The 17,188-nt window shown below is 38.7% G+C and carries 11 protein-coding genes; 5 read left to right on the forward strand and 6 right to left on the reverse strand.

Features of this window, described 5'->3' with window-relative positions:
* Nucleotides 1-555: 555 nt before the first annotated feature.
* The 6 genes from AACZ73_RS06930 to AACZ73_RS06955 all read right to left on the reverse strand — a co-directional run bounded on the left by AACZ73_RS06930 (nucleotide 556) and on the right by AACZ73_RS06955 (nucleotide 7,622).
* A complete protein-coding gene (locus AACZ73_RS06930) occupies nucleotides 556-1,047 on the reverse strand; it encodes a GtrA family protein (protein ID WP_339876627.1) in 492 nt (163 codons plus the stop codon).
* On the reverse strand, nucleotides 1,044-2,225 hold the full coding sequence (locus AACZ73_RS06935) for a glycosyltransferase (protein WP_339876628.1): 1,182 nt from the start codon (nucleotides 2,223-2,225) through the stop codon (nucleotides 1,044-1,046). Before AACZ73_RS06935 ends, AACZ73_RS06930 begins: the two co-directional genes overlap by 4 nt.
* Nucleotides 2,222-2,782 (reverse strand): hypothetical protein, encoded by a 561-nt coding sequence (locus AACZ73_RS06940; RefSeq protein ID WP_339876630.1) that lies wholly within the window; start codon nucleotides 2,780-2,782, stop codon nucleotides 2,222-2,224. The genes AACZ73_RS06935 and AACZ73_RS06940 overlap by 4 nt, the downstream gene beginning before the upstream one ends.
* Nucleotides 2,779-3,603, reverse strand: a complete 825-nt coding sequence (locus AACZ73_RS06945) for a hypothetical protein (protein WP_339876632.1) — start codon at nucleotides 3,601-3,603, stop codon at nucleotides 2,779-2,781. Before AACZ73_RS06945 ends, AACZ73_RS06940 begins: the two co-directional genes overlap by 4 nt.
* Nucleotides 3,600-6,623, reverse strand: a complete 3,024-nt coding sequence (locus AACZ73_RS06950) for a hypothetical protein (RefSeq protein WP_339876634.1) — start codon at nucleotides 6,621-6,623, stop codon at nucleotides 3,600-3,602. The genes AACZ73_RS06945 and AACZ73_RS06950 overlap by 4 nt, the downstream gene beginning before the upstream one ends.
* Nucleotides 6,624-6,749: 126 nt before the next feature.
* The gene (locus AACZ73_RS06955; RefSeq protein ID WP_339876636.1) at nucleotides 6,750-7,622 is read right to left on the reverse strand and encodes a glycosyltransferase; all 873 of its coding nucleotides are present in this window, start codon (nucleotides 7,620-7,622) and stop codon (nucleotides 6,750-6,752) included.
* A gap of 179 nt (nucleotides 7,623-7,801) precedes the next feature.
* Between AACZ73_RS06955 and AACZ73_RS06960 the strand changes: the two genes are divergently transcribed.
* The 5 genes from AACZ73_RS06960 (at nucleotide 7,802) to AACZ73_RS06980 (ending at nucleotide 17,181) form a co-directional block, all read left to right on the forward strand.
* Entirely contained in the window at nucleotides 7,802-9,154 is a 1,353-nt protein-coding gene (locus AACZ73_RS06960; protein WP_339876638.1) for a sigma-54 dependent transcriptional regulator, read from the forward strand.
* Between the two features lie 138 nt (nucleotides 9,155-9,292).
* The gene (locus AACZ73_RS06965) at nucleotides 9,293-9,835 is read left to right on the forward strand and encodes a heme NO-binding domain-containing protein (RefSeq protein WP_339876640.1); all 543 of its coding nucleotides are present in this window, start codon (nucleotides 9,293-9,295) and stop codon (nucleotides 9,833-9,835) included.
* The gene (locus AACZ73_RS06970; protein WP_339876642.1) at nucleotides 9,832-13,914 is read left to right on the forward strand and encodes a PAS domain S-box protein; all 4,083 of its coding nucleotides are present in this window, start codon (nucleotides 9,832-9,834) and stop codon (nucleotides 13,912-13,914) included. Before AACZ73_RS06965 ends, AACZ73_RS06970 begins: the two co-directional genes overlap by 4 nt.
* 172 nt (nucleotides 13,915-14,086) lie before the next feature.
* On the forward strand, nucleotides 14,087-14,473 hold the full coding sequence (locus AACZ73_RS06975; protein WP_339876644.1) for a response regulator: 387 nt from the start codon (nucleotides 14,087-14,089) through the stop codon (nucleotides 14,471-14,473).
* Nucleotides 14,474-14,484: 11 nt separating this feature from the next.
* A complete protein-coding gene (locus AACZ73_RS06980) occupies nucleotides 14,485-17,181 on the forward strand; it encodes a DUF4184 family protein (RefSeq protein ID WP_339876646.1) in 2,697 nt (898 codons plus the stop codon).
* The last annotated feature ends 7 nt before the right edge of the window (nucleotides 17,182-17,188 follow it).

A 17,188-nucleotide genomic window follows, 5' to 3' on the forward strand; every position in this document is an offset into this window, starting at 1 on the left:
CTCCGCGGCAGGACCAAATGATGACTGACCTTGGGATTTTTTTATAAATAGATTTCCCGAATTGAAACGTTGCATCCGAATTGCTGTAGAAGATATTCACCGCAATATGTCATTAGAATAGAGGGTTTTTTGTTTGATAACGCAGAAACTCGTTACCTTAATTTCAGATCGTTATATTCTGACTTATACAACCGGGTGTCCTTGTCAGACCTTTGCATATTTTTAGGAATAGATAGACAATCAATGACACGTATAAGGAAGAAAATAGCCCAACAAACACTTTGACACATTTGTGTCAAGTACATACCGAAGGAAACTGATATTTTATGTCATAATTGTAAATGATATAAAATGAAGGTATGGTACCGGTTGAAATGTATACAAATAATAGCACACATACATCAGCAGCAGGGGCTAGTCGTGCGTTATTAAATAAGGCTTGTCCTAAATGATTACCGTATACATTCGAACTATAAGTAGGACATGGTGAAGTTTTTTGGAAGTAATTCAGAGAGGATCTATTCAGTTTTAAATTAAGTGGAGGGTTTTTAAGAATTAATTTTTTCTGAAAGTAAAGTATTTCTGAAGTAGAAAATTGACAGTCAATACAATTACGGTGGAGAAGATTTTAGCGATCGTTGGCTGCATGGAAAGAAATAGGATTAAGGCCTTGAGAATAAGGTAATCACTACCGAGCCCCTGACCAACGACAAGAATGTATTTGAAAAGTTGATTGGTGGTTCTTTTAGTCCCCGAGGTGGCATCTTTGAATGCAAAATTTTTGCTGAGCCAAAAACCTGTGGGTATGGTGACAAAGAATGCAATCAGAAGAGCAATGGTGTAAGAAGCGATATTAAATCCCTGAATATTGAACCCTTCCCTTGGAAGTATGAATTCATAGAGCAAAGCAAATAAAATAATATTTAAAGCTGTATTAATAGCGCCTACAGCCAAGTATGCATATACTTCGTATGGCAACCATTTTTTAAACAAAGGATAAAGCAACTTGAGAAATCCTTCAATCCAATTGGTAAGTATCCGGATCATTTCTTAAGCTTCAAAAGTGTGTGAATATGACTTAAATACCACTGTGCAAGTTCGCCCATCGGCAAACCTTTGGCGGCCTTGTAGTTTTGATCCTCAATATTTTTCCTTTCTTCAGGATTTTCAATTAGCCTAGAAACAGCTTCTGCTAAACTTTCTGCATTGTCTGTTTCAAAGTATGCTCCACCATAACCTTCTTCTTCTACCACCCGCTCTAGATCATCAATTTTTGGAAGTATACAAGCTCTACCATAACTCCCGGCTTGATGCAGAATACCCGAACTGCCAGTTGTAGTGGTATAAGGGAAAATCACGAATGTGCTATCCCAAAAAATCTGAGAAACTTTCTCTTCAGGAATGTATCCGGTGTATTCCACATTAGGTAAGTGTGCATAGTTTTTTTTCAACCCGTCGATGTAGCCTTTAACATTTGGATTGTCAGTGCCGGCTACCGTAGCTGTGAATTCTAAATGAGGATATTTTTTCTGGAGAATCTCCATGGAGTCCAGCATAACTTCAGCTTTTTTGTAGGTACCAAATTTCCCGAATGCCATCAGATTTATTTTGTTGGAATTCTCGGGCACATAGTTCCGTTCAGGAAGTTCAAAATTGCCATGGGGAAGCAATATGACATTCTCTGCATGGTATTTTTCTTTGAGAATAGTGACGTATTGAGATATTGTCACACCGATAAGATCAGCTTTTAGGATGAATTTGGTGAGCTGCTCACCTATCCAGAGAAAGATGTTCCCTTTCAACTTGCTGTCTGCCATCCCTATAGTGTCCAATTTTACTGTTTCAGTGATGTTGTGAAGGATTACCACTGAAGGAATATTCAAAAGTTTGCACATCCATGGAGTGAGAAGGCCAAGCGCCGCAGGTACTTTTCCCTCTCCGAAAGTCATAAACTGAAGATTTAAAATCACTGCATCAGGCTTGAGCTCCTTGAGTTTTTTGCGTAAATCCAACACTGTTGTCCAACTGTTAAAATCCCAGCAAGGGATTATTTCCAGGCCATCTGTAGCATATCTGGAGTACTGACTATTGTCTTTAAGATTATTAGTAAGAATATAGATCTGATCTACTCCTTTCTTACCGATAAAGCTTCGACTTAGGTGGTAACCATATTCATTGAGGGTAACCTGACTAGGAGGGTAAGGGGTGATGAACGCTAACTTCATAAGCTGTTATTTTTTATAGTTTCGTCAATAAATCGGATGGCATCCAGTCGCCAATTGTCGCCCTGAAAAAGCAGGCTAACAGCGATTGTTGCGGAGGAAGTCTCAATAGAACCATCAGGAAACCTGTAACTGAATTTGGCAAGGCTATCTACTAGATTACAGGATAGCCCATCTCTGGACCAAGTTTTTATAATTAATGAATGGCTAAGGTCTTTTCTTTCTATAGCTCCTAGTTGGCCTTCTTTATAGTTGTTTGCTAGGTTTAGATAAAAGTGCTCTGTGAATCTCTCCTTGCTTGGTTCAGGGTTAGGATGCTGATAGAGATAGTTTAGATGTGCCCATATAGCAGCATAGTCATTTTGAAGTTTCTCCAGTTGCTGTTCAGTAGGGATATAGTTAGATTTTACTTTTAGGTCCACCGCGGGGTCTGAATTGATTGCAAGGCTATCATATCTGAGAAAATAGGGCACCTGATCATTAGTATTTTTAATTCTTGCCATCGTAATCAGCAAGAAGCCCACAATGAATAGAAAGCCAAGAAATATCCATCGGGTCATTGTTTTTCTAAGGTTAAAGGTTGAGAATAAATCTGAGCTATCTGGGCGACGAGAGTTCTACCTTCTGCCTCATCTAGTGGAAGGGTGAGGACAGCAAAAGCATCAAGTACTACCGCCTCAATCTTTTTATGTTGTTTTTCTTTTTGAAAGTAGAAAAGGATCTGTGTACCATTAGCTATTTTGTTTTCAAAACGATCAACCAAGGGACCAGCCTTAATAGTTATTCGCTGATTATAGCTGTCTTTTGAATAGGAGATAGGGATTTCCTTTACGGTACCTGCATCCACATAGAAACTTGATCTGGGAGAGGCAGCTTCACTTTTAAAAGTTCCTGTTTTTGGAAGCATTTCTACATTACGCTCTACAAAATATACGTCCTGCTCCACCTGAGTGAGATTTCCAAATGAGTCATAGCTGTAAAGAATCTGTTGCTGCACCATTGAAGAGTCTGCAGTGAGGGTTTTGGGTGAGCGCAAATCCGCTATTTGACTTTTTCCTTTCTGGTTTTTAAGTGTGATAGGGTAGACAAACTGATAAGTACCGGACTCCAATGTTAGAAAGGCACTGCCTTCAATTACTCCTTTTTCGGGATGGATAATGACTAGTAATTTTTCTTCCGTTTGTAAAAGTTCGGGATAAATCACTTGAACAGCCGTGCTTATAGAAGCTTTCCAATCCTGAACTTTCGTTTCAAATACCAATGTGTCCTGATTTACCAGTAGAGTTGATTTTGGGTTTAACCAAATTGGCTTTTCCATGGTATTTTCGCCACAGCCTATAGCTAGCAGCCCAGTGAATAAATAAAGGATGACTCTGATCATTGGAGGTAAATTTCTTGTGCCAAAAAGCAGTGAGGCAGAAAGCTGATTTTCTCTTGAAAATGAGCAGATTCCGCAACTGATTTTATTAATAATTCTCGATGCTGACCGTTTATCCGAAGATTGATGGGAAGTTGATCCAGAACCTTCGCAGTGGAGGAGATTTTACGAACTGGGATTTGGAAGCTATTTTCCAGTCCTGGTCTGATAGATTTGGGATAGGTCCAGAGATCTACTTGCACAATCCTGCCCAAACTGTCTTTTTCAGAAATTAGCACTCCTGGAATCGTGATCTCACCTGTGAATGGATTCTTCATAGATGCCTGGAATATTGCCTGAGTTGCGTTTTCTGCACTAAGCTCATAGCTGAGTTCCCCACCCCTTATATATCCTCGCTCAGATATATCTGTTTCCAATTCTAGAGAAATGGAAATAATCTTCTTTTCACCTTCCATTTCCTGCGAACCCAAAGGAAGCTGAAACCAAGTGCTTGCCTTTGGGGCAAGATTGAAGTGGAAATTCTTTTTTGGAAAAAACGTTGCTGTACTGTCATTTTCATAACTGATCACTGCCTTCAGCGCTAAAGTGATCGGGATATTGTCTGCATTGATCAGCTCACCTGTTAAGCTCAACTCTCCATCCAGTTGCACCAAATTCGCTTGATAAAATCCTGCAAAGGGTTTTTTGATTCTATCATCCTTTACGGTTGGAAAGCTGCTGACTTTACGTTTCCCCATTTTTTTGAAAAGCGTGTAGGTGTAACTGATCACCTGCTCCTCAGGGATTTCCAGTTCCATTTTCGGTGGATTGATAAACCATTTTTGATTTATTCTTTGCAAGTTCATTACCTCTTCTTTTTCCCGAGCACCCAAGGAAGTTCTCCATATACTTCGCACATTCATTTGCGCACTATTATCGCTAAGCTTCAGCGTATCGATTTGCAGATGGTCAAGTTTGGCAAAAGATGGAAGCAAGCCACCGTCACTTACTGATTTTTCAAGTAGGTATTGATCCAGGCTATATGCTGGCCCAGGAGTGAAAAACTGGAATGCCTCATCAAAGCGTTGGAAATCCAGTTCATTGTAATGGGAATAAATGGTTGTTGCAGGATCTTTTTGTTCGTCTATTAGCAAAAGTTGGTATATCTGATATATCAGAAAACTGCTGAAAAGGACAAAAGGAAGCCAGGCTGATGGATAAATAATGAGTTTTGGATAAAAGTTAACTTCTTCCTCAGATATTAATTCCTGCTGTGATTTTTTAAAATGAAATAGGTAAACCATCACCAAGGTAAATGCGGTTAGCAATGTGGTAACCGGAAGTATTCCCCACGCTTTTTTAAGTAGGGGATTTAGCTCAGTAGGTTTGATAGGTTGTATAGTGGAAATATTTCCTTTTTCCCATACCATGATACCATTTTCCAATCGGATAGTCCTGTTCCATCCTGAATAGAACAATAGCGGATCGTAATATCGGTCATTGCTAAAAACGTATTTAAGCTGGTACTTTTCTGCCTTGGTGAGAAAATCATCCAAGCTAGCCATACCTTCTTCCTTAAGGTATTTGGCGTTTTCCAGCCGCTCTACTGCACGTGAAGTCATCTCAGGAAGTCTTCTCGCAGAATGGTAATTGCCGTCGATCGTAGCGGCCAGCGTGTTAGAAGAAAGCCAAGCCATCTGATCGCCAAAGCCCAGTGTAAGAAACCTCCAGCGCATGTGATCATCCCGATTTAGGAAATTTATAATCGGTTCAATTTCCACAGCTTTTGGTTGCAACGGTCTGAAACTAGCCAGGTGAAAAATGTATATTATGAACAGTAGATAAGAAAATCCGCTCAATCCCGAGATCAGGAAATGTGATGTTTCACCATATTTCTCAGCCCAATATTTTTTTATAGGACCACCAATAAAGGCTACCAGAAAATGGCTGATGTAGGGAATGGCAATGATGGAAGCCCAAAACCCAAACCGGTCTAATGTAAGAATATTGAATGCATTTTCTCCCAGCATTAATTTAGGAAGGGGGGTGGTACCACCGCTACCCAGTAATAGGCATACATAGAAACAGACTGCCCAGCCAATATGTCTTTTCCTGCGAGTGATCAGGTATGAAATTGCTGGTAAAAGCGCAAAGATCAATAAGAGAGGAATGATGTAAAAAACCAATCCTGAGCTGGTTTCTACAAAGAAATTATCCCTGGATCCATGTGGGATGGAAACCTGACTGATAGGATCAGTTCGGCTCCAATACCAATATGGAAAAATAAGTGTGATCGTGAGCACTATCGTGCTAACTACAAATAGCAGAATTTCCTTCTTCTTCTGCCAGACTGCTACCACTAAGTCGGGAAGAAACCTTCCAATCAATTTCTTTTTGCCTAATTCAGGTTTGCCGTCTATTATAGCCATGACCATCGCAGGAGCTATAAAAAAAACCATTCCGAATATAGCCGTCACATGATGTGAACTTACCGTCACCGAAATAAATGCAAGTGACATGAGTAAATATCGCCAGTCAGAAGTTTTGATGTATTGATATAGAAATGGCAGAGCATTTAACAAAAATGCAAGACCCGTTAAGGTTGGCACTTGGCCATATACATGAAGTGTCTCAACCAATGAACTCAAAACCACCGCCAGGATAGCTGCTACTCCTGCCGTCTGCTTGGAATAGAACATCTTGGTAAAACGGTAAATGCCTAATATCAAAGCTTCGAAAATCGCAATTGCGTAGATGCTGAAAGCAATTTTCAGCGGGAAAATCTTGCTGATAAGCGCAATGATCTGATGGACAAGGGGAGGATAACTGATTGTCAAAAAGCCTGTATACCAGCGGTATTCCCATGGCTCAAACCAAAATCTGGAATAGTGATCCGCAAAAAACATATGCACATAAGCATCGTAAGTCTGTGGCAATGTGAAATGCACAATAATGCCATGGGTGATCAATCCCAGAGATAAGGCTACCAAAAGCAACCTTTTCCCCAGAAATTCACTCCATAAGACTTGATCTTGGTTTTTCACCGGATTTTGCTTTTACTAAATATAAAGTTCTAGTTTTACTTTTTTCACATTGCTTCGTATTCTTTGACCGGTTGGTTAGGAGAATGACTTCCTGCATTGCAAAGATTCGAAAGCCGAGGATGTATTTCAGTTTGGCTGAAGTGAAAATTGAGGTTGTTTGTTCTTCAATATACTTTTAGGCTTACTCTTTAGCTGATAGTGATAATAAAGTCCAAGAAGTTGCAGGGGTATTTTAATGGTGTCTTTCAGCTTTAGTCGCGAATCACCTATTTCGGACCAATGCAAAAGTGGATATTCCAATACTCCACGTTGTAAAGTGGACTTCCCGAATTTCCCCTGAAGTCTCAAGAAGATCTCCACATCAAAAAGCCATGGAGTCTGAAATTGATTTTTGAATAAAAATGGAACAAGATTTCTCTGAAAAATTTTAGCGCCGCACTGAGTATCCTGGAAGTTTGTTCTTAAAATGGTTTTGATGATTTTTTTGATTACGGTACTTGCCAAAGACCGGCTGTCATCCCGGTTGATTTCTGCACCTAAACGCTGAATTCTACTACCGACAATAGCTCCGAATTTGGGATAGTCTTCTTTGTATTTGGCCATCATCAGCCATTCTTCAGGAGTGGTAGCCAAATCAGCATCCAAAAAGCCAATCAATTTGGAATTGTAGTTCTTATGAACAAACAACATTCCCTGTCTTACTGCCTCGGATTTGCCTCCATTTTTTGGCATATCGAATACTACGATGTTGTTTGGACTTTCAGTTTGAATTCCTCTAAGTACTGCAAGTGTTTTATCCTTGCTTCCATCATTGACCAGACAAAGGAGTACTTCTGGATGAAGCTGTGCAAAGTTTTTGAATTCTTGATAGGCAAACCGCTTTTCCTCATTGTAACATGGTACCACCATCGCGTATTGATGCTGGATTACGGGAGTATGGTCAAGGACAGTTTGCCTTAACTGTGAAACTCTATTTTTGGAGGGGGAAATGTTTGTCATAATAACTTGATTTTCAGTGTGCCAGTTCTTTTTCAAATAACTGTCCAAAATTGTAATTAATTGAAAATCAGTAGATAATGCCTATATGCAAACTCGTTTCATTCCATATTTTGGAATATATTCCAGAAAATGAATTCATTCGTTATACTTTTTATATCTTAAAGAAAGATTAACTAGCTATGAGTCAGTTTAAAATATTCATCGTTGAAGACGATCCATGGTATGGGCAGATACTGCATTATCACATGAGTCTAAATCCGGATTATGAAGTATTTCTTTTTCCAACTGCCAAGGATTGCTTAGCCAGAATGCAGGAAAAGCCGGATTTGGTTACAGTGGATTTTTCTCTACCTGACATGACAGGTGATAAGCTGTTTCTCAAGATCAAAGATTTCAACCCGGGCATTCCGGTGGTAGTAATCAGTTCGCAGGAAGATATTAGCGTGGCTGTTAATTTACTTAAAGCCGGAGTGAGTGATTACTTGGTGAAAGATGAGGCTACAAAAGATCTTCTCTGGAATAGCGTAATTAAAATTCGCGAAAATCAGTCCCTGAAAAAGGAAGTGGAAACACTTAAGGAAGAACTGGGACAGAAATTTTCTTTTGAGAAGACAATTCTAGGTAATAGTCCCGCACTGAAAAAGATATTTTCCCTTATTGAAAAATCCATCCGCACTAATATCAATGTATCAATAACAGGTGAAACCGGTACTGGGAAAGAAGTAGTAGCAAAGGCAATTCACTATAACAGCGACCGTAAAAAGAAGAATTTCATAGCAGTTAATATGGCTGCTATCCCAAAGGATTTGATCGAAAGTGAATTATTCGGTTACGAAAAAGGGGCATTTACTGGGGCCATAAGCCGCAAGACTGGTAAGTTCGAAGAAGCTAATGGCGGAACTATTTTTTTGGATGAAATAGCGGAGATGGATTTGAATTTACAGTCCAAATTATTGCGAGTGTTGCAAGAAAGGGAAGTAAACAGAGTTGGGGGCAATGAATCCGTAAAATTGGATGTGCGTGTGATCACTGCTACCCATAAAAATCTATCAGAAGAAGTACGCAATGGCACCTTCAGGGAAGATTTGTTTTTCAGGATAATGGGTTTACCTATAGAATTGCCACCACTGCGTGAAAGAGGGTCCGATGTGCTAATACTCGCCAAGCACTTTATGGGAGAATTTGCAAAAAGTAATAAGATTACCCAATTATCGCTCAGCGCAGATGCAAAGGAAAAATTGATGAACTATCACTTCCCCGGAAATATTCGCGAACTTAAAGCAGTAATGGATTTAGCTGCGGTGATGGCTGACTCCAATGAAATAACTGCTGGGGATATTACTTTTTTCTCATTACAGAAGGAGAACTCATTTTTGATGGAAAAGAAGACACTGAGGCAGCATATCTGTGACATAGTTAATCATAACCTCCAAAAATATAATGGGGATGTGATTGAGACAGCTAGAATATTAGATATAGGAAAGAGTACAATTTATAAAATGATTAAGGAAGGAGAAATTGTGTTGAAGTAAATCTATAATCTGGATAAACTTTCCATTTTCTGGAAAATAAAAGGATACAGTAGTTCAAAAACCTTAAATTATAATGCTTAAGGGGTGTTTTTTTATGGCTTGATTTTGCATCAGCTAGCGTAAATTAAACACTAGACTATGTATGGATTAGTAAATAAATCAATTCAGGACCTAATCACTGTCAATTTTGGAATAGATAAGTGGGTCTCAATAAAGGAGAAAAGTGGGGTGGATATCGCATATTTCATAAGCACAGAGCCCTATGATGACCAGGTTACTTACCAGTTGGCCCAGGCTGCCTCGGAGGAGTTAGGTATTTCAGTGGAAGAAGTTCTGTTTGTTTTTGGAGAGTGGTGGATATTGAAAACAGGAAATGAAAAGTACGGCGGGTTGATGAAAGCAGGGGGGAGTAATCTTAAGGAATTTTTGATAAATCTTCCTTTATTTCATGATAGGATTATGTTGATCTATCCTAAGTTGATGCCCCCGGAATTCAAAATTGAGGATATTGAAGACAGGTCTTTGGTTCTGCATTATTTTTCAGTCAGGGAGGGTCTTGCTGGGTTTATGAAAGGTTTAATCTCAGGATTGGGAAAACTGTTTGAATCCCCAGTTACAATTAGTCATATAATGAGTAAAGAATCAGGTCATTCGCACGAAGCATTTAAAGTGAGTTGGTGAGCACAGAAAATTTTCATATAGAAATTACGAAAAGTCATATCGACCGCACATTTCCTTTTCATTTTGCGATGAATAGAGAAGGATTGGTTGAGTTTTATGGGCCAAGCTTTTTCAAAATGATGGGCAATCTCAAGGGATTACATTTTGATAAACTGTTTGAAATTGAACGCCCTAAAGAAACTCAATTTGACTTTACTATTCTTTCTAAGACTGTTGGTAGAACTTTTCTTTTAAAAGCCAAAAGCCCAAAAGCTCCACTTTTCAGAGGACAGTTTGAGCATTTTGAGGACTCAGACATGCTCGTATTTTTTGGCACTCCCTGGTTTAGCTCTATCGAGGAGGTGGCTTCTAATGATCTCTCTATATCCGATTTTGCTCCCATGGATCCCTTGGTTGATCTTCTTCATTTAGTGAAGAATCAAGAATTAGTCACTTCAGACCTGAAAGAGTTAATAGGAACCATGCAGGAACAGAAGGAACGTCTGGAGGAATTATCGTACGTGGCCAGCGCGAATTCTGACGGAATTCTTTTCATGGATGAAAAAGGGGTTATTATCTATGTCAACGATGGCTACCTAAAGCAGACTGGCTACGAGGCAAATGAAATCATCGGAAAATTCCCTCTGGATATCGGTCGTGGTGAAGAAACTCAAAAGAAGGAGCTAGAATCCATGCTCAATTCTTTTTTTAATAAGGAGCAGTTCAAGATAGAATTAAAGCATTACAGAAAGGATGGATCTTGGTTCTGGGCTAGAATAAACGGTCAGGCAATTCACGACAAATCAGGTGGCTTCATTCACTACTTTACTCAGGTGGAAGATGTCACAGAAGAGAAAAAAACTCAGAACAAAATTCAGGAATTTGAACAGGTGTATAGAAAAGTGCTGGAATTCTCAGGTGATAATGTTTGGGAATTAGAATTTGTAGATGGCAAAACAAACTTTTCATACAAAGCGGAGAATTTTCGGGGATTGAAATTTAATGAACTGGAGAATTCCGGCAAGAAATGGTTTTCCCAGCTTCATCAAGATGATCAGTATCTTCTTATTGAAAATGACCTTAACTATAAAAGCGGTAAAATATCCTCACATCAACTTGAGTATAGGGTACTAAGTGAGGAAGGTGAAGAGAAATGGGTCAAGGACCGGGGTATTGTTGTCAAATGGGATAGCAACGGATTGCCTGTGAGGATTATCGGAACACATTCTGATATTACAGAGCAGAAAAATTCGGAGAAAGAACTTGTCGACCTGAACAAGAAATTGGGAAGTGTTCTTAATGAACTTCGGGATGTGATTTGGTCTGTCACTTATCCTGAGTTGGAAGGAATATTTTTCACACCTTCAGTTAAGGAATTATTTGAAATTGACATGGAGTCCATGATGAAGGACAAATCATTGTGGAGAGATATAATTCATCCTGATGACGTCCAGGTAATAGCTGAAATTTTTGGGGAAATAGAAATTAAAAATGATTTCATTAAAGAATACAGAATAATAACTCCTTCCGGAAAGGTCAAATGGGTACAGAATAAGGGAAAGTTTATCTTTGAAGACGGAATTCCTGTACGGATTAATGGGATATTGGTGGATATCACCGAGCAAAAAAATACGGAGGCCCTTCTTGAATCGAAGGAGAAACTCAAGAATATTTTAATAGAGATATCTTCTACCTACATCAATATTGATCTGCAGGAAGTAGATGAAAAGATCAATAACTCACTCAAAAAAATAGGAGATTTTGTAAATGCAGACCGGGCATATATTTTTAGCTACAATCTTAAGGAATTTACCTGTAGTTGTACGCACGAATGGTGTGCGGATGGGATATCCAGAGAAATAGAAAACACACAAAATGTTCCGTTGGAATATGTTCCTCAATGGCTAGAATCACATATTGAGGGAAATCCCTTCATTGTAGAGGACACCTCGTCACTTTTGGAGATGGGAATGGATGGCCTCTATGAAATACTGGAACCGCAAGGAATTAAAAGTCTGATTGCAATTCCCATGATGTCCAATGACGGATTATTGGGATTTGTCGGATTTGATTCGGTAAAGCTGCAGCATACTTATTCCCAGAAGGAAATTGATTTATTGTTGGTTTTTGCACAAATGCTAGTGAATGTACAGCGTAGAAAGCAAACCAAAGCTAGGATAGTAAAGCAGGAAGAGAAATTTAGGAATATCATTACCAACATGAATTTAGGTTTGTTGGAGGTCGACTTAAATGAAAATATACTGCATGCCAACCAGACTTTTTGTCTTATGGCTGGCAGAAGCATGGAGGATTTGATTGGACGAAAAGCCACAGATCTCTTATTGGATGAAGATTCTAAAAAAGTATTGCATAATAAATCAAATAGTAGGAAATCAGGTGTGTCTGATTCTTACGAATTGAGATATAGATTGCCTAACGGGGAATATAAATGGTGGCTAATTAGTGGAGCACCCAATTACAATGATAAAAATGAACTTATCGGATCTATAGGTATTCATTTGGATATTACCGCCCAAAAAGGGTTGGAGGAAGAGCTAATCCGCCAGCGTGAAGATGCAGAGAAATCAAAGAGGGCTAAAGAGATTTTCTTTGCTAATATGAGTCATGAGATTAGAACTCCTATGAATGCGATAGTCGGAATGGGAGAGCAGCTAGCCAAAACTACTCTGAATAGCCAGCAGGAGAAATATATTTCTGCCATCCAAAATTCCGCAAGTCATCTCATGGTGATTATTAAGGATATCCTGGATCTCTCCAAATTGGAAGCTGGTAAGCTGAACATAGATTCTATAGGATTTAAACCACATGAGCTATTGGATCACATCGTCGGGATGATGGTCGCTCGGGCAGAAAGTAAAGGATTGGATTTTTGCTTGGAAGCAAAAGACTCCGGAATAAATGAGGTGCTGATAGGTGATCCTATTCGGATTAGCCAGATACTTCTTAATCTGTTATCAAATGCAATTAAGTTTACTGAAATAGGAAAGGTCACTATACAGAGCGAGCTTATTGAGGATGCCGAGACATATCAAAAGATTGCTATACGTGTGAAAGACACGGGAATAGGTATGGATGAAGCATTCGTTAGTAGGGGATTTGAAAAATATGTTCAGGAAGATTCTACAATAACAAGAAAATATGGAGGCACTGGGCTAGGTTTAAGTATCACCAAAGAACTTGTGGACTTGATGGGAGGAGATATGCTTATTGAATCTCAAAAAAATGTAGGAACCACAATTTCCATACTCTTAACGTTGCCGAAAGGTTATTTGAAAGACTTGCCTATGGACGTTAACAAGTATATAGATCTTAATTTGATTAAAGGGAAGAAGATACTTGTTGTGGATGATAACGAATTTAACCGCCTAGTGGCATCCACTATACTTGAACAACACGAGGTAGTAATTGGAACGGCCAATAATGGGAAAGAAGCGGTAGAGGAATTAAGGAATTCCCGGTATGATTTGGTATTGATGGATATGCAAATGCCAGTAATGGACGGCGTGTTAGCTACTAAAATTATACGGGAGGAATTAAATTCCAATGTGCCAATCATTGCTCTTACAGCATTTGCAATGAAGGATGATCAGGAAAAGTATATGGCTAAAGGGATGAATGCTTTTCTAGCCAAGCCATTTCAGGAGGATGACCTTCTTCATGAAATATCTAAATTACTTGGAGGAAATGAGAGAGCTGAAAAAACGCAGGAAAGGGAAGTAGATGAAATCAAAATCTTACCTAAATCACGGTATAGTCTGAAAAGCCTTGAGAATATTGCAAATGGAAATTCGGATTTCATCCATAATATGATGAAACTTTTTCAGGACACCACTCCATCTACGATGAGGGAGGCTAAAGTGGCTTTTGATAAAGGAGAATACGATGAAGTGCGAAAGCTGGTTCATAGGATAAAACCTTCCGTTAAAATGTTAAATATTCATGAAATTTCTGATGAGATCAGTGAATTGGAAAACGAGGTGGTCAATCAAATGAACTCAGATAGAATGACCTATTTGATTTCCCATATTATAGAAGTACTGGACTGGGTTGCCCAGGATGTCAAATCCAAAGGAATATAACTCTAATTAAAAGCAAAGTATATTGTAGATTTAAATCAAATTCAGTTTCTACATAATAGAATTGCATTCCATATAATGGAAAGTAGTAATTCCGAAAGTGCCTCTAATCGCAATAGAGGCACTTTTTGTTTTTGGCCCAAGATTGGAAAATAGCTATGTAAAATATACAGCTATGAAAAATATAAAAAAATTACCAGCCTTTATTGTAGATGATGATCCGTTCTGGACTGCCATATTAAAGCAAATCCTCACAGGTATAGGGTTTGATAAAATCCACACTTTTGGAGACGGTGAAACTTGTATAGAGCATATTCATCTTAATCCCGGCTTAGTTTTTTTGGACTATCAGATGGAGAATACAGATGGGTTGGATATCCTTAAGCAAATCAAAGCATACTATCCAGGTATAGAAGTGGTTTTTTGCACTGCCCTGGAAAATCTGGAAGTAGCTCTAGCTGCAATAGAATATGGATCGGTGGAATACTTACTGAAGAGTAATGTTACTGAGCAATCTGTCAAAGATTTAGTTTCCAATTTTGAATCCAGTCAAGTAGTATAATCCCAACTGCCATGCCTTTTACATTTTCACACCCAGCAGCTATTCTGCCGTTTTCCAAATCCACCCGGCTTTCACAAACTGGATTGATTTTAGGAAGTATTGTGCCTGATCTGGAATTCTACCTTAAGTTGAAGTTGGGTGAAAATATAGGACATACACTCACCGGTATCTTTTTGTTTGATTTGCCAGTAGCATTATTAGTGGCATTTATTTTTCATGCTGTCATTAAAGCTCCATTGTTTGAGGCAAGTCCACTATGGATAAAAACTCGGATGGTTAGCTATTTACATTTTGACTGGATTAAAAGCTCCCGAAAAAACATGGGATTGCTGTTGTTATCTGTTGTCTTGGGAATTTTCACCCATTTGCTTTTTGATGGTATGACCCATCACGATGGTTGGGTGGTAGGGCTATTTCCGCTGTTAAACAGCACTTTAACAATTGCTTCTTATGTTACCCCATATTATGATATTCTGCAATATGGTTTCAGTGTTGTGGGATTGTATTGGATTAGTGTCTTCTTTTTACAGCTTAAGCCTACAAAGGATTCAGTAACATTAAACCTGGTTAACTTCAAATTCTGGACTTTGGTTTTGATAGGAACTACCTCAGCAATAGCAATTAGACTGGTCTTTTTTCCGCTTTTTATTTCCTTTTGGGATGGCTTTATGATGGTAGTGGGAGCGTTTTTCTATGGGATATTACTTGCGTCGGTGATCGAAACACTAATTTCTCGCTCCTTAAACGGTAATGGCCAGGGAAATGAATTTATCAATTCCGGATGTACTGATCCACGGTTCAAAAGTAGAGCCCTTTTCGTAAAGCAGGATGAGTTTTTTGGATTGTTCGGCAAGGGTATAGTGTATGTGAATAATTTCATTGACGAAACCCAAGTCATTGTCCGAAACCCCTCTGATATCCAAGTAAACCAAATCTGCTTCCCTTTTGGCAATATCATCCAGTCTGTTTCTCAAAAGTTCTGTATTGCTTCCTTTTGCTTCACCCGTAATTTCAACTTTCAGGGCAGGTTTATTTTCTCCTTTTATCAAAAAATCGCTGATCTTTATTTCCATGGTCTTAAGTGTTTGAAGAAATATATCAATACTACTTTTAAACTTATAGGTTTTTGTGTATTTATTTTTAATCCAATGCTATCCAATGCTCAGGAATCAGAAATAGATCCTGTTCTAAGAGAACAGTATATCCAGCAAGCTATACAGTTGAGGGCAGAGGAGAACTTTGCAGGTGCAATAGCTCAATTGGATAGTATTCTTAATTATAATGAGGTAGATGCCCAGATCTTACTTTTCAAAGGAGACCTATGTCTACAAAAACAGGATTATGATCAGGCGGTGAATGTATATACCAGACTTGTACCGTTGGAATACGAGCGCACAGTAGCGCAAGTAAATCTTTCCTACGCACTGTTTATGAGCAAAAAACCTTCAAAAGCATTAGAGGCAGCATATAGCGCTTGGAATCAAGATAAGGAAAGCAAAAGTGCAGTAGTAAACTACTTCAATGCTATGCTATGGAATGTGAAGACCAAAGATGCTGGAATTTACCTGGAAAAAAATTTGCCTGTTGTTGATGCAGATCAAGCTTTGGTAATGAAAGCTAGGCTATTTACCACAGCTGGAAATTATTCAAAAGGTTTAGCTTATTACGACTCCTTAGTGCAACAATTCCCTACAGCTCCCTATATCCAGGAATATGTGGAAGTTTTGATTGGTAAAAAACAATGGGAAAAATCCGAGGAGGCCTTAAGGGAATATGATTCATTTTTATCTGATTCACAAAAGCAACGGCTAAAAGGTTTGCTTAGTCAGGGAAATAACCAGTCGGCAGGATTGATAGTTGGTTATTTTGCAGATGTTGCAAAAAACACAAGAACTGAACAGTCTGTTTTTTGGCAGAATGAATTAAATGCACCTATTCAAGTAGGAGTAAGGGTAGGAGCACACCAGGTAAGAGATGCTGAAAGCCAAGTGACAAAAAGCACGTTTATGTCAGCCTCATTAGGTCGAATATGGAGCCAAGCGTGGCAAAGTAGTGCGGTTGTTATAGTACAGAGGATTTCTCCTTCATCGGCAGAATCATTTACAGGACTGACAGGAAATTTTGAAACTAAATTTCAACCTAATGATAGAAGGACTTTTGGGTTGAATTACAGTTCTGATATCCTCAATTTTACAGCAGACCTATTGGGTAAAGACATCAGAAGCCATAATTTGGGATATACGACTCATCTTATGTTTGATGGGAAAACAGGTTTTTATTCTCAAGGCAGCTATGGTATTTTGAACGACCACAATACCAGACTTCAGTTTTTTGGATCTGTTTATAGATTATTACGTACAGAGCCCACTTTAAAGACCGGGATTAATTTTTCAGCTTTAAGTTTCTCTGATACCGAGACCACTCTTTATTTTGCTCCAGGGCAGTTTATGAGCACAGAGATATTTGTGGATTATAGTACACCTATGCCTTTGATATCAAAATTGGCGTTGAAAATGCAGGCAGCTGGAGGTTATCAGCAGATAGAAAAGCAAGGATGGGATCCTTCCTTTAGAGCAGAGGCAGAATTCAATTACAGATATGAAGGTTTTGATGTAGGAATTAAAGGTCAGTTCAGCAACGTGGCCGCATCGTCAGGAACGGGCTATAAATTCCAATACTTTACCTTTAAAGTAAGCAAGAGTTTTTAATCCAATA

Source organism: uncultured Algoriphagus sp. (assembly GCF_963974835.1).
Lineage (GTDB): Bacteria > Bacteroidota > Bacteroidia > Cytophagales > Cyclobacteriaceae > Algoriphagus.